The sequence below is a fragment of the Enterobacter cloacae complex sp. 2022EL-00981 genome, assembly GCF_028737495.1.
GTDB classification, from domain to species: Bacteria; Pseudomonadota; Gammaproteobacteria; order Enterobacterales; family Enterobacteriaceae; genus Enterobacter; species Enterobacter cloacae.
The window spans coordinates 41,410-61,052 of record NZ_JAQZRK010000029.1; the positions used below are offsets into that span (position 1 = coordinate 41,410).

17 protein-coding genes are annotated in these 19,643 nt (G+C 59.6%); 11 read left to right on the forward strand and 6 right to left on the reverse strand.

The genetic code is table 11. The features are described from left to right. Window positions 1-38 precede the first annotated feature (38 nt). The 5 genes from menD to menE are packed head-to-tail and all read left to right on the forward strand — an operon-like array spanning window position 39 to window position 5,659. Entirely contained in the window at window positions 39-1,709 is a 1,671-nt protein-coding gene (menD, locus tag PUZ33_RS20170) for a 2-succinyl-5-enolpyruvyl-6-hydroxy-3-cyclohexene-1-carboxylic-acid synthase (protein WP_058680711.1), read from the forward strand. After that, window positions 1,706-2,482, forward strand: coding sequence for a 2-succinyl-6-hydroxy-2,4-cyclohexadiene-1-carboxylate synthase (gene menH / locus PUZ33_RS20175; RefSeq protein WP_058680712.1), 777 nt, complete (start codon window positions 1,706-1,708; stop codon window positions 2,480-2,482). The genes menD and menH overlap by 4 nt, the downstream gene beginning before the upstream one ends. After that, window positions 2,479-3,336 carry a 1,4-dihydroxy-2-naphthoyl-CoA synthase gene (gene menB / locus PUZ33_RS20180; RefSeq protein WP_013098093.1) on the forward strand — a complete coding sequence of 286 codons (858 nt, stop codon included), beginning with the start codon at window positions 2,479-2,481 and terminating at the stop codon, window positions 3,334-3,336. Before menH ends, menB begins: the two co-directional genes overlap by 4 nt. Then, window positions 3,336-4,301, forward strand: coding sequence for an o-succinylbenzoate synthase (gene menC / locus PUZ33_RS20185; RefSeq protein WP_058680713.1), 966 nt, complete (start codon window positions 3,336-3,338; stop codon window positions 4,299-4,301). Before menB ends, menC begins: the two co-directional genes overlap by 1 nt. Beyond that, window positions 4,298-5,659: an o-succinylbenzoate--CoA ligase gene (gene menE, locus PUZ33_RS20190; protein ID WP_058680714.1), complete on the forward strand. Its 1,362-nt coding sequence runs from the start codon at window positions 4,298-4,300 to the stop codon at window positions 5,657-5,659. The genes menC and menE overlap by 4 nt, the downstream gene beginning before the upstream one ends. Here the strand turns inward: menE and PUZ33_RS20195 are convergent, their stop codons facing one another. Genes PUZ33_RS20195 through PUZ33_RS20205 form a run of 3 tightly spaced genes read right to left on the reverse strand, consistent with a single transcriptional unit; the run spans window position 5,660 to window position 8,606 of the window. Further along, window positions 5,660-7,171 (reverse strand): tripartite tricarboxylate transporter permease, encoded by a 1,512-nt coding sequence (locus PUZ33_RS20195; protein WP_058680715.1) that lies wholly within the window; start codon window positions 7,169-7,171, stop codon window positions 5,660-5,662. Between the two features lie 11 nt (window positions 7,172-7,182). Next, complete coding sequence (locus tag PUZ33_RS20200) at window positions 7,183-7,614, reverse strand: tripartite tricarboxylate transporter TctB family protein (protein WP_013098089.1); 432 nt, start codon at window positions 7,612-7,614, stop codon at window positions 7,183-7,185. A gap of 11 nt (window positions 7,615-7,625) precedes the next feature. Beyond that, complete coding sequence (locus tag PUZ33_RS20205; protein WP_013098088.1) at window positions 7,626-8,606, reverse strand: Bug family tripartite tricarboxylate transporter substrate binding protein; 981 nt, start codon at window positions 8,604-8,606, stop codon at window positions 7,626-7,628. Between the two features lie 149 nt (window positions 8,607-8,755). Here PUZ33_RS20205 and tctD point away from each other — a divergent pair, with 149 nt between their 5' ends. The 4 genes from tctD (at window position 8,756) to PUZ33_RS20225 (ending at window position 12,790) form a co-directional block, all read left to right on the forward strand. Further along, window positions 8,756-9,430, forward strand: a complete 675-nt coding sequence (gene tctD / locus PUZ33_RS20210) for a transcriptional regulator TctD (protein WP_058680716.1) — start codon at window positions 8,756-8,758, stop codon at window positions 9,428-9,430. Further along, entirely contained in the window at window positions 9,417-10,826 is a 1,410-nt protein-coding gene (locus PUZ33_RS20215; RefSeq protein ID WP_040022391.1) for a sensor histidine kinase, read from the forward strand. The genes tctD and PUZ33_RS20215 overlap by 14 nt, the downstream gene beginning before the upstream one ends. 131 nt (window positions 10,827-10,957) lie before the next feature. Next, a complete protein-coding gene (locus PUZ33_RS20220; protein ID WP_013098023.1) occupies window positions 10,958-11,497 on the forward strand; it encodes a YfaZ family outer membrane protein in 540 nt (179 codons plus the stop codon). Between the two features lie 93 nt (window positions 11,498-11,590). Beyond that, window positions 11,591-12,790, forward strand: coding sequence for a nicotinamide mononucleotide deamidase-related protein YfaY (locus tag PUZ33_RS20225; protein ID WP_020690657.1), 1,200 nt, complete (start codon window positions 11,591-11,593; stop codon window positions 12,788-12,790). Between the two features lie 32 nt (window positions 12,791-12,822). Here the strand turns inward: PUZ33_RS20225 and glpC are convergent, their stop codons facing one another. The 3 genes from glpC to glpA are packed head-to-tail and all read right to left on the reverse strand — an operon-like array spanning window position 12,823 to window position 16,845. Continuing rightward, window positions 12,823-14,013, reverse strand: a complete 1,191-nt coding sequence (gene glpC, locus PUZ33_RS20230) for an anaerobic glycerol-3-phosphate dehydrogenase subunit GlpC (RefSeq protein ID WP_020690658.1) — start codon at window positions 14,011-14,013, stop codon at window positions 12,823-12,825. After that, window positions 14,010-15,227, reverse strand: a complete 1,218-nt coding sequence (gene glpB / locus PUZ33_RS20235) for a glycerol-3-phosphate dehydrogenase subunit GlpB (protein ID WP_062676674.1) — start codon at window positions 15,225-15,227, stop codon at window positions 14,010-14,012. The genes glpC and glpB overlap by 4 nt, the downstream gene beginning before the upstream one ends. After that, entirely contained in the window at window positions 15,217-16,845 is a 1,629-nt protein-coding gene (gene glpA / locus PUZ33_RS20240) for an anaerobic glycerol-3-phosphate dehydrogenase subunit A (protein WP_252107584.1), read from the reverse strand. The genes glpB and glpA overlap by 11 nt, the downstream gene beginning before the upstream one ends. Before the next feature lie 255 nt (window positions 16,846-17,100). Between glpA and glpT the strand changes: the two genes are divergently transcribed. Continuing rightward, the gene (gene glpT / locus PUZ33_RS20245) at window positions 17,101-18,453 is read left to right on the forward strand and encodes a glycerol-3-phosphate transporter (protein ID WP_058680719.1); all 1,353 of its coding nucleotides are present in this window, start codon (window positions 17,101-17,103) and stop codon (window positions 18,451-18,453) included. Between the two features lie 11 nt (window positions 18,454-18,464). Then, window positions 18,465-19,517, forward strand: coding sequence for a glycerophosphodiester phosphodiesterase (gene glpQ / locus PUZ33_RS20250; protein ID WP_058680720.1), 1,053 nt, complete (start codon window positions 18,465-18,467; stop codon window positions 19,515-19,517). Window positions 19,518-19,643: the final 126 nt, after the last annotated feature.

Sequence of the window (19,643 nt, forward strand, 5' to 3'; positions counted from 1 at the left end):
ATTTATACTGTGTCGCATTCTTGATACCGGACAATCTCATGTCAGTAAGTTCTTTTAACCGACGCTGGGCGACGGTGATCCTTGAAGCCCTGACTCGCCATGGCGTCAGGCATGTGTGTATTGCGCCGGGCTCACGCTCCACACCGCTGACGCTGGCGGCAGCAGAGAACCGGGCATTTATTCACCACACCCATTTTGACGAGCGCGGCCTGGGCCACCTGGCTCTGGGGCTGGCAAAGGTCAGCAAGGAACCGGTGGCGGTGATCGTCACCTCCGGTACTGCCGTGGCAAACCTCTATCCGGCCCTTATTGAAGCCGGGCTGACCGGTGAGAAACTGGTTCTACTGACGGCCGATCGCCCGCCCGAGCTTATTGACTGCGGAGCGAACCAGGCTATTCGTCAGCCGGGCCTCTTTGCCTCGCATCCTTCGCAGACGGTTTCGTTACCCCGACCCACGCAGGACATTCCCGCAAGCTGGCTGGTCTCGACCGTCGATCATGCCATGGAGACATTGCGCAGCGGGGCGTTACATATTAACTGTCCGTTTGCCGAGCCGTTGTACGGCGAAATGGACGACACCGGTCTTGCCTGGCAGCAGCAGCTTGGCGACTGGTGGGAGAGCGAAAAGCCGTGGCTGCGCGAGCAGACACACCTTGAGAGCGCAAAGCAACGTGACTGGTTTTTCTGGCGACAAAAACGCGGCGTGGTTATTGCCGGGCGCATGAGCGCCGCCGAAGGCAGGCAGGTGGCCGAATGGGCACACACCCTTGGCTGGCCGCTGATTGGCGACGTGCTGTCCCAGACCGGACAGCCGCTGCCGTGTGCCGATCTCTGGCTCGGGAATGCGAAAGCGGTGACTGAGCTGGCGCAGGCGCAGATTGTAGTTCAGCTGGGCGCAAGCCTGACCGGCAAACGGTTACTGCAGTGGCAGGCAACCTGTAGCCCGGAAGAGTACTGGCTGGTGGATCCGCTGGAAGGGCGGCTCGATCCGGCGCACCATCGCGGTCGTCGTCTGGTGAGCGACATTGACACCTGGCTGGCGCTCCACCCGGCGGAAAAGCGCGCCCCGTGGGCCGTTGAGATCCCAGCGCTGTCGCGTCAGGCGTGGGAGTTGACCGACGCACAATGCGAAGAAATTGGTGAAGCGGAGCTGGCGCACCGTATTTACCGGTATCTGCCGGAGCAGGGGCAACTGTTTGTCGGCAACAGCCTGGTGGTGCGTCTGATTGATGCGTTCTCAAAACTGCCTGCGGGCTATCCGGTCTACAGTAACCGGGGAGCCAGCGGCATTGACGGGCTGATCTCCACGGCGGCGGGTGTGCAGCGAGCCAGCGCGAAATCCACGCTGGCGATCGTGGGCGATCTTTCGGCGCTGTACGATCTCAATGCGCTGGCGCTGCTGCGGCAGGTGTCGGCGCCGTTTGTGCTGATTGTGGTCAACAATAACGGCGGGCAGATCTTCTCCCTGCTGCCGACACCGCAGAGCGAACGCGAGCGCTTCTATCTGATGCCGCAGAACGTGCAGTTTGAACATGCCGCAGCGATGTTTAACCTGAAATACCACCGCCCGGAAAACTGGGAAGCGCTGGATGCAGTCCTGAGCAGCGCCTGGCGACAGCCCGGTGCAACGCTGATTGAACTGGTCGTCAACGAGGCTGACGGTGCGCAGAAGCTGCAAAGTCTGCTGGCGCAGGTGAGCCACCTGTGATCCTCGCAGGCGCGCAACAGGCCGGTAAGCCAGGTTACCCCTGGCTGGTCTTTTTGCATGGATTTTCTGGCGATTGCCGCGAGTGGCAGACGGTCGGCGAGGCGCTCAGCGATTATCCCCGGCTTTATCTCGACCTGCCGGGGCATGGCCGGTCCGCCAGTATGGCCGTCACGGGGTTCGACGATATGAGTGACGTGCTTACCCGAACCCTTGTTAGTTACAACATACTTAACTACTGGCTGGTGGGGTACTCCCTTGGCGGCCGCATTGCGATGTTTCATGCCTGCCAGGATCCTGAGGGGCTTTGCGGCATCATGGTGGAAGGCGGACATCCGGGCCTGAAGGGGGTCGCAGCACGAGAGGCAAGAGCAGCATCCGACCATCTGTGGGCGCAGCGTTTTCGCACGCAGCCCCTCTCAAACGTCTTTGCCGACTGGTATCAACAGCCTGTCTTTGCCTCCCTGACGGACAGCCAGCGCAGGGCGCTCATCGCCCTGCGCTGTCGCAACGCGGGCACAAACCTGGCGATGATGCTTGAGGCAACCTCGCTCGCCGTGCAACCAGACCTGCGTGCCGCCCTCAGAGCGCGAAATTTCCCTTTTGATTATCTCTATGGCGAACGTGACGAGAAGTTCGCGGCCCTGGCCGCTGAACTGAACGCTGTTCGCCATGTCATTCCAAACGCCGGACACAACGCCCACCGGGAAAATCCCGGGGCGGTTAGCGCGAGTCTGGCTCAGATACTGCGTCGTCGAATAAAGGACACTCTATGATCTATCCTGATGAAAACATGCTCTATGCACCGGTTGAATGGCAAGACTGCTCCGAAGGTTACACCGACATTCGTTACCACAAATCGGCTGACGGTATCGCCAAAATCACCATTAATCGTCCGCAGGTGCGTAACGCCTTTCGTCCCCTGACCGTAAAAGAGATGATTCAGGCCCTGGCGGATGCGCGCTATGACGACAACATCGGCGTTATCGTCCTGACCGGGGAAGGTGAAAAAGCGTTCTGCTCCGGTGGCGATCAGAAAGTACGCGGTGACTATGGCGGATACCAGGACGATGCGGGTACCCATCACCTGAACGTGCTTGATTTCCAGCGTCAAATCCGTACATGCCCAAAACCCGTGGTGGCCATGGTGGCAGGCTACTCCATCGGCGGCGGCCACGTGCTGCACATGATGTGCGATCTGACCATTGCCGCAGAGAACGCCATCTTCGGTCAGACGGGCCCGAAAGTCGGCTCCTTTGACGGCGGCTGGGGAGCTTCTTACATGGCGCGCATTGTCGGTCAGAAAAAAGCCCGCGAAATCTGGTTCCTGTGCCGTCAGTATAACGCCCAGGAAGCGCTGGATATGGGCCTGGTTAACACCGTGGTGCCGATTGCCGATCTCGAAAAAGAGACCGTTCGCTGGTGTCGCGAAATGCTGCAGAACAGCCCAATGGCGCTGCGCTGCCTGAAAGCGGCTCTGAACGCTGACTGTGACGGTCAGGCGGGTCTGCAGGAGCTGGCGGGTAACGCCACCATGCTGTTCTACATGACCGAAGAGGGTCAGGAAGGGCGCAACGCGTTTAACGAAAAACGCCAGCCAGACTTCAGTAAATACAAACGGAACCCGTAATGCGTCGCGCGCAGGTATACCGCTGGCAGATACCGATGGACGCGGGCGTGGTGCTGCGTGAACGGCGGTTAAAAACCCGTGATGGCTTCTTCGTGCAACTGCAGCAGGGCGAAGGGCAGGGCTGGGGCGAGATTTCGCCTCTGCCGGGCTTTAGCCTGGAGTCGCTGGAGGAGGCGCAGGCTGCGCTGATGGTATGGGTAGATGAATGGCGTACAGGCCTGAATCCGCCGCTGCCCGATCTCCCTTCCGCTGCGTTTGGCATCAGCTGCGCGCTCGCGGAGCTCGACGGCAGCCTGCCTGATGAGGCCGATTACCGTGCCGCGCCGCTCTGCACGGGCGATCCGGACGAGCTGTTTGCCTTGCTCAGCGCAATGCCCGGCGAGAAAGTGGCGAAAATCAAAGTCGGTCTTTACGAAGCGGTACGCGACGGCATGGTCGCTAACCTCTTGCTGGAGGCGATCCCCGATCTGCGCCTGCGTCTGGATGCCAATCGCGCCTGGACGCCGCTTAAGGCGCAGCAGTTCGCGAAGTACGTCAACCCGGCGTACCGCAGCCGCATCGCTTTTCTGGAAGAGCCGTGCAAAACCCGTGAGGATTCACGCGCTTTTGCCCGAGAAACCGGCATTGCCATCGCCTGGGATGAAAGCCTGCGCGAGGCGGACTTTGCCTTTAGCGCCGAGCCTGGCGTCAGCGCCGTGGTCATAAAACCGACGCTAACGGGCAGTCTGGCGAAGGTGCGCGAACAGGTGGCGGCAGCGCATGAGGCAGGGCTGACGGCGGTGATCAGCTCCTCCATCGAATCCAGCCTTGGGCTGACACAGCTGGCGCGCATTGCCGCCTGGTTAACGCCCGACACCATCCCGGGGCTGGATACGTTAAACCTGATGCAAACCCAGCTCATTCGCCCGTGGCCGGGGAGCGTGCTGCCGTGCGCGGGCGTTGAGGCGCTGGAGCCGTTGCAATGAGTTTTAGCGACTGGCCGTGGCGGCACTGGCGCGAGCAGCGTGCTGATAAACCGGCTCTGCGTCTCAACGACGAGGTGCTGAGCTGGCAACAGCTCTGCACCCGCATCGACAATCTGGCTGCAGGGTTTCATCAGCAGGGCGTGGAGGCGGGTGACGGCGTGCTGTTGCTCGCCCATAATCACCCGCAGACCCTGCTGGCATGGCTGGCGCTGCTCCAGTGCGGCGCGCGAATTCTTCCGGTTAATCCCCAGCTCCCGCATCCCCTGCTGGAGGTGTTGCTTCCGCAGATGACGCTGCGTTTTGCGCTGGTGCTGGACGGTCACTATGACGGGCTCGCCGCGCTTAGCGTGCATGCTCCGTCCGGCGAATACCGCGTGGCATGGCAGCCTGAGCGGCTGGCCTCAATGACGCTCACCTCCGGTTCCACCGGGCTGCCGAAAGCGGCCGTTCATACCTGCGGGGCGCATCTTGCCAGCGCTGAGGGCGTCCTCGCGCTGATGCCCTACGGCGAGGATGACGACTGGCTGCTTTCGCTGCCGCTGTTTCATGTCTCCGGGCAGGGGATCTTATGGCGCTGGCTGCAGGCTGGCGCGCGCTTAACCGTACGCGAGAAGCAGCCGCTGGAGCAGGCCTTGCAGGGGTGTACGCATGCCTCGCTGGTGCCAACTCAGCTCTGGCGTCTGCTCAATACCCACCAGCGGATCGCGCTGAAAGCGGTACTGCTGGGCGGGGCCGCCATCCCCGTTGAGTTGACGCAACAGGCGCGCGCGCAGGGTATTTCTACGTTTTGTGGCTATGGCCTGACGGAGTTTGCCTCTACCGTCTGCGCGAAAGAGGCTGACGGTGAGCCGGACGTGGGCAGCGCATTGCCGGGCAGGGAGGTTCAGGTCGTTAACGGTGAAGTGTGGATCAAGGCGCAAAGCATGGCCTCAGGCTACTGGAGCGACGGCGCGTTGCTGCCGCTCACGAATTCAGAGGGCTGGTTTGCCACCCGCGATCGCGGCGAACTGCATGACGGTCGCCTGACGATCCTCGGTCGGATGGATAACCTCTTTTTCAGCGGAGGCGAGGGCATTCAGCCGGAGAGTCTTGAGCGGATAATCGCGACCCATCCGCACATCAGCCAGGTTTTCATTGTTCCGTTGAATGACGCCGAATTTGGTCAGCGTCCGGTAGCGGTGGTGGAGTGTGAACCGGGAACGGATATCACCCGCTTGCCGGAATGGGTACAGGGCAAACTGGCGCGATTTGAGCAGCCCGTGCACTGGCTGGTACTGCCTGCGGAGTTAAAAAATGGCGGGATTAAGATCTCCCGCCAGGCGTTAAAACAGTGGGTGAATGCCCAGCTGTCAGGTTAATTAGCCGATATCGGGCTGCGGCTTACGCTGACGACGCAGCAGGCGCAGCACCGGTGGCACGACCAACACCACAATAGCCAGCGCCAGCAGGATCTTCGTCACATTGCTGTCCCACAGAATGGCGACATCGCCATTGCTAATGGACAGGGCGCGGCGCAGGTTCTGTTCCAGCATCTCACCCAGCACAAAGCCCAGAATCAGCGGCGACATCGGGAAGTGCATTTTACGCAAGATGTAGCCGAACACCCCCAGCACCACCATCAGAATCAGGTCGAAGGTGGTGCTGTGTACCGCATACACCCCCACCGCCGAGACGGCTGCGATTGCGGGTACCAGGAACCACAGCGGAATGGTCAGCATACGGGTGAACAGGCCAATCAGCGGGATGTTCATGACCAGCAACATCACGTTGGCAATCAGCAGTGCCGCAATCAGCCCCCAGACGATATCCGGCTGTTCGGTGAACATCGCCGGTCCTGGCGTGATGTTATAGAGCGTCAGCGCCCCCATCATCACCGCCGTGGTACCGGAGCCGGGCACGCCGAGCGTCAGCATGGGAATAAACGAGCCACAGGCCGAGGCATTGTTGGCCGCTTCGGGTGCGGCGACGCCGCGAATATCGCCTTTACCAAAGCTGTCGCTGTTCCCGCTGATTTTTTTCTCCGTCATGTAGGTGATGGCGCTGGCGATGGTCGCCCCGGCGCCCGGCAGAATACCGACGAAGAAACCGATCACCGACGAACGCAGCGTGGCACCGATACACTGCGCGCCCTCTTTGGCGTTAAAGAGCATCCGGCCGGTTTTACGCACCAGCGTCTGCCCGCTGCTGGTATGTTCCAGCATCAGTAAGATCTCAGAGACAGAGAACAGACCAATCACGACCACGATAAACTGCACGCCGTCGGACAGGTGAACGCTGTCGAAGGTAAAGCGATAGACCCCGGTGTTGGCATCCACGCCGACGGTGGCTAACCCTAAGCCAATCAGCGCAGACAAAAACGATTTCAGTGGGTTTTGCGCCATCATGCTGCCGAGACAGGCAATGGCGAAGACCATCAGGGCAAAATACTCTGCCGGACCAAACGCCAGCGACCACTGGGCCAGCGCAGGCGCAAACAGAATGATGCCGCCAATGGCAATCAGCGAGCCAAAGAACGAACTGACGGCGGAAATAGACAGCGCCACGCCGCCGCGCCCCTGCCGCGCCATCGGGTAACCATCCAGCGCGGTCATAATGGCCGCCGCATCTCCGGGCACGTTGAGCAGTATTGATGAGATTCGGCCGCCATATTCACAGCCGATGTAGACCGTCGCCAGCAGGATCAGCGCTGATTCCGCAGGCAGATGCAGGGCAAACGCCAGCGGGAGCAAAATAGCGACCCCGTTGATGGGCCCAAGCCCAGGCAACAGACCGACGATCGTCCCGACGAAGCAGCCGATCAGGGCGATCACCAGGTTTTCCGGGGTCATCGCCACAGCGAACCCCTGTGAGAGGTAAATCCAGGTATCCATAGCGTGCTCCGTTAATTAAGCCAGGCGCCAAGCGGCAACGTCACATCCAGCAGGCGGTCAAAGGCGTACCACAGGAAAATGCCCATCACCACGCCCGAGATCCCCGCCGCAGGCAGACTGGCGTTAAACAGCGTGCCGATCACCATCGTCAGGATGGCGGTCGCCACCGGGAAGCCGAGCCATTCAAAGCCCCAGGCATACATCAGCAGCACAATGACCATCACCAGCAGCCGCTGCAAAATGCGCTTAGGCGGCCACTCTACGGTATCCGGGTGGCGTAACAGCATGGCCACCGAGCAAAGCAGCATCAGGCCGACAATGCCCATTGGAAAGGGGCGGGGCCCCACGGGTTCATAGCTGTATTCGCTGTGGATCTGCCAGGCGACGAACATCCCGCCAATACAGAGCAACAACCAGATCCCGGCAAAAATGCGATCGCTCATAGCGCCTCCGGTTATTTGGCCAGGCCAAACGCTTTTGCTTTCTCGCGGTAGTCATTCACCTGTTTTTTGACATACTCGTCCAGCTGCTTGCCGTTCAGGTTGAACTCAAACAGCCCGCGCAGATCGCGTTGCTTTTTAAATTCGTCTGTCTGCTGCAATTTGTTAAAGGTGTCGACCCACCACTGGTATTCGGCATCGGTCACTTTTGGCCCGACAAAGAAGCCGCGGATAATCGGCCAGACGAGGTCATAACCCTGCTCTTTTGCAGTCGGCACATTTGCCAGCTGTCCCGGCAGACGGTTTTCGGAGAAGACCGCCAGCACGCGGATTTTATCGCCGCTCAGGTAAGGCACCATTTCACTAAGATCACCGGAAACTGCCTGCACGTGGTTGCCCATCAGCGCCGTCACCGGTTCACCGCCGCCCTCAAACGCCACGTAACGCATTTTGTGCGGATCCACTTTCGCCTGCTGCGCCAGCAGGGCGGCTTTCATCCAGTCCTGGCTGCCGATGGAGGCGCCTGCGCCAATCACCACGCTGTTGGGGTCTTTTTCCATGGCGGTGAGCAAATCTTTCAGGGATTTCCACGGGGAATCTGCACGCACGGCAATCATGCCGTAGTCGGTACCGACGGTGGCCAGCCAGCGCACGTCATCCACGCCGTAGCGGCCAAACTTGCCCTGAGAGAGGTTAAGCAGCGAGCCGCCGGAGAAGGCCACCACCGTGCCGGCTTCCGCCGGACGTTGCGCGACAATCGCGTTATAGGCCACCGCGCCCACGCCGCCTGGCATGTAGGTCACGCGCATCGGTTTTTCAATGGCCTTCGTCTCCAGCAGGCTGACCTGAATCAACTTACAGGTGAGATCGAAACCGCCGCCCGGTTTGGCCGGAGCGATACATTCGGTGCGGGACGGGGCGTCCTGCGCCTGGACAACAGAGGCACTCAACATTAAAACGCTTGCAGCAATCGTTGAAAGTAATTGTTTTTTCATCGTTTATTCTCACGCCGGCGATCCGGGGGTACGGGTACGGGTTTTTTTCTGATTATGTGAACCACCTTGTAGCGGTTCTGTTGCGTGATTGTTAAAACAATAACCTTTCATTTCCCTTTCAACGCGACACCAACTTTACAGGATGTGATATGCGTCTCTTACTGGCGGAAGATAATCGTGAGCTGGCTCACTGGCTGGAGAAAGCGCTGGTGCAGGAGGGCTTTGCCGTAGACTGCGTTTCTGACGGGCGCGCGGCCGATCATCTGCTGCAGGGGGAAAACTACGCGGTAGCGATACTGGACATCGGTATGCCCGGTTTTGACGGCCTGGAGGTGGTGCACCGTTTACGTAAACGCGGCCAGACCTTGCCGGTGCTGTTTCTCACCGCACGCAGCAACGTGGCTGATCGGGTAAAAGGCCTGAACGCCGGGGCGGATGATTATCTGCCAAAACCGTTTGAGCTGGAGGAGCTGGACGCCAGGCTTCGCGCCCTGCTGCGCAGAAGCGAGGGGAGAACCCAGGAACGCCAGCGCCTTGGGGAGCTGGAGTATGACGACGACGGTTTTTTCCTGCTGCGCGACGAGCCGCTCTCGCTCACCCCGCGCGAACTGTCGCTGCTGAAGGTGCTGATGCATCGTCGCACCCGCCCCGTTTCCCGGCAGCAGTTGTTCGATCAGGTGTTTAGCCTGAACGACGACGTCAGCCCGGAGAGTCTCGATCTTTACATTCATCGCCTGCGCAAAAAGCTGAGCAGCAGCGGCGTGCGGATCACCACCCTGCGCGGACTGGGCTATGTGCTGGAGTGCGGCGATGAAGTGGGTTAAGCCTCAGTCGCTTTATCTGCAACTGCTGCTTTTTCTCGGCCTGCCGCTGCTGCTGTTGTGGGGATTATCGGCTTTTAACAGTTACGTCAGCGCCCTGCAGGCGGCGACCCAGGCGTACGACCGCACGCTGTTATCTTCGGCGCGTACCGTCTCTGAGCGGCTGGAGGTGCACAACGGCAAGCTGCTGGTTGATGTTCCCTGGGTGGTGCTCGACAGCTTTGAGCTGAACATGAACGATCGTCTCTATTACAAGGTGGTTGACCCGGAGGGGCGGGTGATCTCCGGCTATGACGATCTGCCGAACATGCCCCCCTCCACGTCGCGCACCACGCACTATCCCGCGCTGGCCTGGTTTTATCATACCGAGTATCGCGGCCAGGCGATCCGCGTGGCGAAGCTTCTCCAGCCAGTTAACGAAGACAATGTTTCCGGTATGGCGGAGATCTACGTCGCCGAAACCTTGCAGTCGCGGCGCTATCTCGCCACTCAGCTTCTGTTTTCATCGCTCGTTTCGCAGGGATTGCTGGTGCTGCTGACGCTGGTCTTAACCGCCTGGCTGCTGCGCCGCGTGCTGCGCCCGATGCGTCAGCTCTCCTCGCTGATGGTGCGCCGTGAGCCTGGGCTGCTGGCCCCGCTGCCGGAATTGCTGCCCTGGTCGGAAACGCGGCTGCTGATCGTGGCTTTTAACCGTTATATCGACAGGTTACGCGGCGTGCTTTCCCGCCAGGAGCGCTTCAACGCCGATGCGTCTCATCAGCTCAAAACGCCGCTGGCGGTGCTCAAAACCCAGGTTTCCGTTGCCCTGACGCGAAACGATCCGGCCCTGTGGCAGGAGAGTTTACGCGCCATGAACGTGACGCTGGATAACACCATCGTCCTCACCGAACGGCTGCTGCAACTCTCCACGGTGAGGCGCAAAGAGCAGGGGGATCGCCAGTTTGCGCCGGTGGACCTGGTTCAGGTGGTGCAGAACTGCTGTTTCTCCAGACTGACGCAGGCGCGCAGCAAGGCGATCGATTTGGGTTATGACGGCATTCAGCAACCCGTCTTGATAGACGGTGATGAGGTGCTGCTGGGGGAGCTGTGCGCCAACCTGCTTGAGAACGCGATCAAGTACACCCCGGCAGGAGGCATCGTCACCGTGTTCCTGCACACCGACGCGGGCGGCGTTGAGCTCAGCGTGGAGGATAGCGGGCCCGGCATCGAAGACAGCCAGATTCATCAGGCAGTACTGCCTTTCCATCGGCTGGACAACGTCGGGGACGCCAGCGGATCGGGTATCGGTCTGGCGCTGGCGAGCGATATCGCCCGGCTTCACCGAAGCCACCTGCAGCTTTCCCGCAGTGAGGCACTGGGAGGGCTGAGCGTAAAAATGCGCTTTCTGTTGCTGACGTAAAAAAACCGCGCGTTTCAAATCGTTACAATCTACTTGCCCGCCGCACGCAGAGTGCTTGATCGCCAGGCGTCTCAGGTTAAAATCTCGCGGTTTTTTTGGGACTTTTCTATAAATTGCGCGGGAACACGATAATGAAAAAAGTGGCATTGATGGGCTTAGGCCTGATATTCGTTTCGGCGGCGGCTAACGCCATCAGCTTTAACGGCTCAGCGGGTCAGGATTACACCCATCTGGGCTTTGGCCTGGGTACCGAGACCGCCGGTCTGGCGATGACCGGCGGCTGGACGCATAACGACGACGATGGCGATGCGGCAAGCCTCGGCCTGGGTCTGAATATTCCTCTTGGCCCGTTCCTGGCCACCGTCGGCGGTAAAGGCATCTACACCAACCCGAACGACGGCGACGAAGGGTACGCGGCAGCGGTGGGCGGCGGTCTGCAGTGGAAAATTGGCGACAGCTTCGGCCTGTTTGGTGAGTACTACTACTCTCCGGACTCCCTCTCCAGCGGTATCGACAGCTATGAAGAAGCCAACGCGGGTGCGCGCTGGACCATCATGCGCCCAATTACCATTGAAGCGGGTTATCGTTATCTGAACCTGGCGGGCAAAGACGGCAACCGCGACAACGCGCTGGCTGACGGCCCGTACGTGGGCGTCAGCGCAGGCTTCTAACTCCTCCGGCGCGGCGTCCGTCGCGCCAGTTTCTCTCCTCTCCATGCCGGTGATTGCGCTATAGTGTTTTCACCATATAAGCGGGAGAACACAATGATTAACGTGGAGATGTTATCCACCGGCGACGAAGTGCTGCATGGACAGATTATTGATACCAATGCTGCCTGGCTTGCCGATCTTTTCTTTGAGCAAGGATTACCGTTAACGCGCCGCAATACCGTAGGCGACAGTCTTGAGTCGCTGGTGACCGTTCTGCGCGAGCGTAGCGAACACTGCGACGTGCTGATTGTGAACGGTGGGCTCGGCCCTACCAGCGACGATCTCAGCGCGCTGGCTGCCGCGACCGCCAAAGGCGAAGGGCTGGTGTTGCACGAGGAGTGGCTGGCCCACATGGAGCGTTTCTTCTCCGAACGTGGCCGCGTGATGGCACCCAGCAACCGCAAACAGGCTGAAATCCCGGCCAGCGCCGAACTGGTCGATAACCCGGTGGGTACTGCCTGCGGTTTCGCCGTTCAACTGAACCGCTGCCTGATGTTCTTCACGCCGGGTGTCCCGTCTGAATTTAAGGTGATGGTCGAACAGCAGATCCTGCCGCGCCTTCGCCAACGTTTTACCCTGCCTGAACCGCCAGTCTGCCTGCGCCTGACCACCTTTGGCCGTTCGGAAAGCGATCTGGCGCAGAGCCTCGATCACCTGCCGCTGCCGCCGGGGGTATCCATGGGCTATCGCTCTTCCATGCCGATCATTGAACTCAAGCTCACCGGGCCTGCCACGCAGAAAGCGGCGATGCTGGCGCTCTGGCCGGAAGTGCAGCGCGTGGCGGGCGAAAGTCTGATTTTCGAGGGCACGGAAGGGCTACCGGCGCAGATTGCGAAGCATCTGCAGTCGCGCCAGCTGAGCGTCACCCTCAGCGAGCAGTTCACCGGCGGCCTGCTGGCGCTGCAACTGTCGCGCGTTAATGCTCCGCTGCTGGCCAGCGAGGTGGTGCCGTTCCAGCAGGAGACGCTGGCGCAGACGGCGCGCTGGGCGTCAGAACGCCGGGTCAACCATTTTGCCGGGCTGGCGCTGTTTGTCGGGGGTATGGATGAGGAATATCTCAACTTTGCGCTGGCTACGCCGGAAGGGACGCATGCCTTAAGAGTCAAAATGAGTATCACCCGCCACAGCCTGGCGGTGCGTCAGGACGTCTGCGCCATGATGGCGCTGAACATGCTGCGTCGCTGGCTGGCAGGTAAAGAGGTAGCCAGCGAGCACGGCTGGATCAACGTGGTGGAATCGCTGTTCGTTGAGTGACCGGTTTGCCGGGGCGGCGGCCCCGGCGATACCTAACCCAGGGCCTTCGCCAGCAACGTGATCGGATGCTCGCAGCGCTTGCTGGTGGACATCTCTATCTGCCACTTGCAGGTTTCGCAGTCGGTCACCACGATATCCGCGCCGCTCTCTTCAATCTGGCGGAACAGCGGCGCGCCAATTGCCTGTGATGTTTCGTAATTTTCACGCTTAAAGCCGTACGTCCCCGCAATGCCGCAGCAGCGCGAATCCAGCACCGTCAGCTCCAGCCCTGGAATTAACCGCAACAGTTCCAGCGTGTAAAGCGCCCAGCCCATTTTTTCCATATGGCACGGCGTGTGGTAGACCACTTTCAGGGGTAAATTTTTCAGCGGTAGCGTCTGCCCGCTGTCCAGCTTGCGCCACAGGAAACGGGTTGCCAGCTCGATATGTTCGCGCAGGCCGGTATTGTCCACGTCCAGCAGGTGCGGATACTCATCGCGCAGCGTGAAGGTACAGGTCGAGGAGGTGGCCAGCACCGGAATGCCTTTATCGACGATGGCCTCGCGCAGCGACGAGACGTTGCTTCTGGCCTGTTTGCGCGCTTTATCGGTAAACCCGTTGGCGATCAGCGGCACGCCGCAGCATTTCTCCTTGTTCAGTAACTGCACGCCTGTACCCATGGCGTTCAGCACTTTCAGCAGATCTTTACCCAGTTGCGGATGGTTGTAATTCACGTAGCAGCCATGGAAGAACGCGACCTGGTCGGCATACCGCGCCTGGTCTGCCGCTACGGATTTGTACCAGCGGCGGAAGGTGCCGTGGGAATATTTGGGCAAACTGCGGTGATGGTCGATCTTAAGCGTGGCATCCAGCAGCTGGCGCACCGGTTTCAGCGAGGTCGCGGCGTTCACCAGCGGGGCAAACGGCGTGGAGACGCTGCCCATCAGATCGGTATGGCTAAGAATGGCATCGCGCAGCGACGGTTTTTGCGTGCTATAGCGTGCCCGGGCGCGCTGAATAATGTCGCCGATTTTCACATCCGACGGACAGGCGACTTCACAACGTTTGCAGTTGATGCAGTATTTCAGCGCGTCATCGTACAGCGCGCCGTCCTTCAGACGAAGGCGCTCGCCGTCCGGCCCGGCCTGTTTCGGCCCGGGATAGCGCGGGTTAACGCCGCTGACCGGGCAGACGGTGGTGCAGACCGTGCATTTGATGCAGCTTTCAAAGCGGGTATCGTTCATTGTTCAGCCTCCGTGCGCTGGCAAATCTGCTCTGCCACATAGAGCGCCGTTATGGCGCAGACGCCGCCGCCGCAGCCCTGGGCGATAGGATCGTATCCGCCCAAAAGCGAGCCGATGGCGTAGAGATTCGGTACTGACTTTCCTGAAAGTTGCGGATGCAGCTGGTTATCCACAATTACGCCGAACTGCTGCCACGGCTGCGGGGCAAAGAAATCGCTCTGATACCAGTCCGCGCGAGAGGCGCTCTGGCGGACGTCCAGCCCCATAATCGCCTCGCGAATGCCGTCCCGGCTGCTCAGCAGACCGTTGCTGAAGAAACTGCCGCTTGCCAGCACCGCGTAACGCGTACGAAGCGGAATATCGTCGTGGTTGCGGGTCCAGATTTCGCTCACCGAGCCGTCATTCAGGGTGATTTTTTTCACTTCATCACCCCCCATCCACACGCCTCCCTGGGCCACAAACTGGCGCTGAAGCTGGGTATGCAGGCGAATGCCGGGCACCGACGGAGGAAGCGTTGGCAGCAGGCCGAGCGAGCAGGGCAGGCGGTCGGACAGCCAGCGCCACAGCCGGTTGTCCTGCAAGCCAAAGCAGGCGGGCATAAACAGCGCATCGCATCCCTCTGCAAGCGGTTTGAGCGCCTCATACAGCAGCGGCCATTTCTCTTCGTTATCGAGCAAACGGGCAATATTCACCGCGCGGAACTCGCTGGGGTTGTCGCGCAGGACATCCAGCTCAGGAAGGTCAATCTCTGCCGTTTCAGCGTTGACCCCCTGGCGACTGAGCGAGGCCGCTGCCAGATGGGGCTGAAAATCCAGAAAACCGCTAATGCCCACCACCCGCACGCGCGTGGCCTTGAACGGGGCAACGGGCACCTCCTCCGGGCTGAGCCAGGCGGAACGCAGGGTGCCAAGCGGCGTGACGCGCGCGTGATTTTGCCTGGCGCTCCCCTGCATACGTGCGCCGCAATCAGCCAGCAGCGCTTCGGTCTCCAGGGCAAAGCGGTCAATGTGCTGCACGCCAGTCAGGTGATAAGGATGCTCTGCCGGCAGTTTTTCGCGGTACGTTTCGTCCACCAGATCCAGCGAGCCCGACGAGAAGTGCAGGGCGCTCTGGCCCCGGGTGATAATGGCGCAGCGCAGTCCCTGCTTCGTGAGTTTGATGCCGCAGAGCAGACCCGCCAGCCCGCCGCCGACGATCACCGTATCAAATTTCATCGCGTTGCTCCTTCTCAAGACCGCAAAGCCCCTGGTACACCCAGCGGGTAAATTCGCTTTCACGCAGGGCATCGCCCCAGGCGACAGGCTGAATGCCTTTCCAGCGCTCGTTCAGAAAATCGCTGAGCTGATCGAGCGACTGGGTGGCGGTGGTGGTATGAAAACGCTGCAGCAGCCCGGCGGCACGGCAGGCACACAGCTCCCCCTGACAGGTACCCATCCCGACACGGGTGCGGCGGCGGAGATCGAGCAGGCTATTCACCGTCAGATTCTCCACCGCGTATTGCACTTCCCCGGCGGTAACGGCCTCGCACTCGCATACCAGACTGCGGCTCAGCCGCCCTTCACCCAGCCAGACCGGTGTTCTGTCGCCATGGCGATAGACAGCCGAACCACGCAGGGGGGCAGGCAGGGAGATAATTTTTTGCAGCGTTTTCTCGGTGGACTGGCGCGAGCCGGGCAGGGGCTGTTCTGCGGTCACGCACGGTTCGCTATTGCCCAGTTTGCGGCAGACAGCATCCGTCGCCCATTCGGCCATCAGGCGGTAGGTCATCAATTTACCGCCGGTGATGGTGATGAAGCCGTCCAGCCCGTCGCGCTCGGCATGGTCAAGCAGCACAATGCCGCGGCTGACATTGCGTCCGCTCGGGTCGTTATCGCTGGCGACAAGCGGACGCACACCCGCATAGGCGCGCAGGATGCGAGTCTGGGCCATCACCGGCGCCAGTTTTTCTCCTTCGCGCAGCAGGATGTCGACCTCTTCTGCGGTGACCCGATTGTAGTCAATCTCGCTGTAGTCAACATGGGTGGAGGTGGTCCCGATTAACGAAATGGTATCGCCGGGGACAAGGATGTCTGCGTCAGACGGTTTACGGCAGCGGTTGATGACATGGTTATTAATGCGGTGGTCAAGGATCAGCAGCGAGCCTTTGGCCGGGAACATGCGCACAGATAAATCGGCGTATTCTGCGATGCGTTGCCCCCAGATCCCCGCCGCGTTGACCACCACGGCGGCATACAGCTCGCTGTGTTCGTTGTACTGCGTATCCAGGACCCGCACGCCTACGATGCGATGCCCCTCACGGATAAGCCCGATGACCTGATGACCGGTCAGGATCCGCGCGCTGTGCTCGCGGGCGTCCAGCATGTTGGCCGCCGTCAGACGAAACGGATCCACGGTGCCGTCCGGGACTTTTACTGTACCCGTCAGTGCCGGATTAACCGAAGGTTCGATGCGGCGAGCGAGGGCCGGGTCAATGGCTTGCGCCTGAATTCCCGCGGCCTGGCAGGCGGTAATGAAAGTTGACTGAAAGGCGAGATCGTCTTCGGGAAGCGTAATAAACAGGCCGTCGGTCGGTTCAATACAGTGGCGGGCGATACGTCGCAGGATCTGATTTTCGGCGATACATTCGCGTGCCGATTCGCCGTCGGTAACGGCGTAGCGGGCGCCGCTGTGCAGCAGGCCATGATTGCGTCCGGTAGCGCCGGTCGCAATATCATGGCGCTCCAGGAGCGTGACGCTCAGCCCTCTGAGCGCACAGTCGCGTGCGATGCCAGCGCCGGTCGCGCCCCCGCCAATGATAATCACATCGCTGTAGCGTGGATCGTGAATTGTCATTGTCATCCCTCTGTGTTCGTTTTTTATCATTTAGCCACATGAAAACTGTGGTTTGTTTGATTTCGAACACAAACGAGCGAAATTCGAAAGTGAAACGTGATTCCATGCGCTTTTTTGCGCATGTTGTCATATTTCTGTAACAATTTGTGCGTTGATTCACAGTAACAATCACCGTGATTTCTTAACATCCCCGCCTTGCTGGAGTTTGGGGCAGTTAAACCCCTGTAAATTCAATACATGGCCACGGAGGCTGTCATGCTCAGTATCTTTAAACCTGCGCCGCACCGGGCGCGTCTGCCTGAGGCAGAAATAGATCCGCTTTACCGCCGCCTGCGCTGGCAAATCTTCCTGGGGATCTTCTTCGGGTATGCGGCGTATTACCTTGTGCGTAAAAACTTTGCCCTCGCCATGCCTTATCTGGTTGAGCAGGGCTTTTCGCGTGGCGATCTCGGGTTCGCGCTGTCGGGGATCTCCATCGCCTACGGCTTTTCGAAATTCATCATGGGATCGGTGTCGGATCGCTCGAATCCGCGCGTGTTCCTGCCAGCCGGTCTGATCCTGGCGGCGGCGGTGATGCTGTTTATGGGCTTTGTGCCATGGGCAACGTCCAGCATCGCCATTATGTTTGTGCTGTTGTTCCTGTGCGGCTGGTTCCAGGGGATGGGATGGCCGCCATGCGGTCGTACCATGGTGCACTGGTGGTCGCAAAAGGAGCGTGGCGGCATCGTATCGGTGTGGAACTGCGCGCATAACGTGGGTGGTGGCATTCCGCCTCTGCTGTTCCTGCTGGGGATGGCCTGGTTTAACGACTGGCACGCTGCGCTCTATATGCCTGCCTTTGGCGCCATTCTGGTGGCGATTATCGCCTTTGCGCTGATGCGCGATACACCGCAGTCCTGCGGCCTGCCGCCGATTGAGGAGTACAAAAACGACTATCCGGATGATTACAGCGAGAAGCACGAAGAAGAGCTGACGGCAAAGCAGATCTTCATGAAGTACGTGTTGCCAAACAAACTGCTGTGGTACATCGCGGTTGCGAACGTGTTTGTTTACCTGCTGCGCTACGGCATCCTCGACTGGTCACCGACCTACCTGAAAGAGGTGAAGCATTTCGCGCTGGATAAATCCTCCTGGGCCTACTTCCTCTACGAATACGCGGGGATCCCGGGGACGCTGATTTGCGGCTGGATGTCGGACAAAGTATTTAAGGGCAACCGTGGCGCAACGGGCGTCTTCTTTATGACGCTCGTGACCATTGCCACCGTCGTCTACTGGCTCAACCCGCCGGGTAACCCGGGCGTGGATATGACCTGTATGATCGTCATCGGCTTCCTGATTTATGGTCCTGTTATGCTGATCGGTCTGCATGCGCTGGAACTGGCACCGAAAAAAGCAGCCGGTACGGCGGCAGGCTTTACCGGTCTGTTTGGCTACCTGGTCGGTTCGGTCGCGGCGAGCGCCATCGTGGGCTATACCGTTGACTTCTTCGGCTGGGACGGCGGCTTTATGGTGATGATCGGCGGCAGCGTGCTGGCGGTACTGCTGCTGATTGTTGTGATGATCGGTGAAAAACGTCACCACGCGGACGTGCTGGCGCGTCGTCAATAAGGAGCATTGCCATGAAATTAACTCAATTAGCGACCGGTCTGCTGCTGGCGGGCCTGATGACCGGCTCCGCACTGGCGGCGGATAAAATCGTTATTGCCCATCGCGGCGCAAGCGGCTATCTGCCGGAGCATACGCTGCCGGCGAAAGCGATGGCCTACGCGCAGGGGGCCGATTATCTTGAGCAGGATCTGGTGATGACAAAGGACGACCAGCTGGTCGTCCTGCATGACCACTATCTTGATCGCGTGACCGATGTGGCGGAGCGTTTCCCGGACCGCGCCCGTAAAGATGGTCGTTTTTACGCCATCGATTTTACTCTGGATGAAATCCGCTCTCTGAAGTTTACCGAAGGCTTCGAGATTGAAAACGGCAAGAAGGTGCAGGTTTATCCGGGACGTTTCCCGATGGGTAAATCTGACTTCCGTATCCATACCTTCCAGGAAGAGATTGAGTTTGTTCAGGGGCTGAACCACTCGACGGGCAAAAATATCGGTATCTATCCGGAAATTAAAGCCCCTTGGTTCCATCACCAGGAAGGGAAGGATATTGCCGCGAAGACGCTGGAGGTGCTGAAGCAGTACGGCTACACCAGCAAGAAGGACAAAGTTTATCTCCAGTGTTTTGACGCCGCGGAACTGAAGCGCATCAAAACCGAGCTGGAGCCAAAGATGGGGATGGATCTCAATCTGGTCCAGCTGATTGCCTATACCGACTGGAACGAAACCCAGGAGAAGCAGGCAGACGGCAAGTGGGTAAACTACAACTATGACTGGATGTTCAAACCGGGCGCCATGAAGCAGATCGCGCAGTACGCCGACGGGATCGGGCCGGATTACCACATGCTGGTGGCGGAAGGTTCAACCCCGGGCCACGTGAAGCTGACGGCGATGGTAAAAGAGGCACACGCCAGCAAGATGCAGGTGCATCCGTATACGGTGCGCGCAGACCAGTTACCGCCGTACGCCACGGACGTGAATCAGCTTTACGAGGTGTTGTATAAGCAGGCGGACGTAGACGGGTTGTTTACGGATTTCCCGGATAAAGCGGTGACGTTCTTAAAATAGTTTTGTAGATACTGTTATGCCACGCAAGCATTTTTCTCGTGCAGTGTGGCATCGAACGGGCGTCCTGATTTCAGGACGCCATACGCCACCTGCGCCAGCTTACGCATCATTGCTCCGATTATCAGC

Bases quoted from the DNA above. Each gene is read 5' to 3' on its own strand.
- menD (WP_058680711.1), top strand. From the start codon at position 39: ATGTCAGTAAGTTCTTTTAACCGACGCTGGGCGACGGTGATCCTTGAA.
- PUZ33_RS20225 (WP_020690657.1), top strand. From the start codon at position 11,591: ATGATTAACGTGGAGATGTTATCCACCGGCGACGAAGTGCTGCATGGA.
- menE (WP_058680714.1), top strand. From the start codon at position 4,298: ATGAGTTTTAGCGACTGGCCGTGGCGGCACTGGCGCGAGCAGCGTGCT.
- PUZ33_RS20195 (WP_058680715.1), bottom strand. From the start codon at position 7,171: ATGGATACCTGGATTTACCTCTCACAGGGGTTCGCTGTGGCGATGACC.
- PUZ33_RS20200 (WP_013098089.1), bottom strand. From the start codon at position 7,614: ATGAGCGATCGCATTTTTGCCGGGATCTGGTTGTTGCTCTGTATTGGC.
- glpQ (WP_058680720.1), top strand. From the start codon at position 18,465: ATGAAATTAACTCAATTAGCGACCGGTCTGCTGCTGGCGGGCCTGATG.
- glpC (WP_020690658.1), bottom strand. From the start codon at position 14,013: ATGAACGATACCCGCTTTGAAAGCTGCATCAAATGCACGGTCTGCACC.
- glpA (WP_252107584.1), bottom strand. From the start codon at position 16,845: ATGACAATTCACGATCCACGCTACAGCGATGTGATTATCATTGGCGGG.
- glpT (WP_058680719.1), top strand. From the start codon at position 17,101: ATGCTCAGTATCTTTAAACCTGCGCCGCACCGGGCGCGTCTGCCTGAG.
- menB (WP_013098093.1), top strand. From the start codon at position 2,479: ATGATCTATCCTGATGAAAACATGCTCTATGCACCGGTTGAATGGCAA.
- PUZ33_RS20220 (WP_013098023.1), top strand. From the start codon at position 10,958: ATGAAAAAAGTGGCATTGATGGGCTTAGGCCTGATATTCGTTTCGGCG.
- PUZ33_RS20215 (WP_040022391.1), top strand. From the start codon at position 9,417: ATGAAGTGGGTTAAGCCTCAGTCGCTTTATCTGCAACTGCTGCTTTTT.
- glpB (WP_062676674.1), bottom strand. From the start codon at position 15,227: ATGAAATTTGATACGGTGATCGTCGGCGGCGGGCTGGCGGGTCTGCTC.
- menC (WP_058680713.1), top strand. From the start codon at position 3,336: ATGCGTCGCGCGCAGGTATACCGCTGGCAGATACCGATGGACGCGGGC.
- tctD (WP_058680716.1), top strand. From the start codon at position 8,756: ATGCGTCTCTTACTGGCGGAAGATAATCGTGAGCTGGCTCACTGGCTG.
- PUZ33_RS20205 (WP_013098088.1), bottom strand. From the start codon at position 8,606: ATGAAAAAACAATTACTTTCAACGATTGCTGCAAGCGTTTTAATGTTG.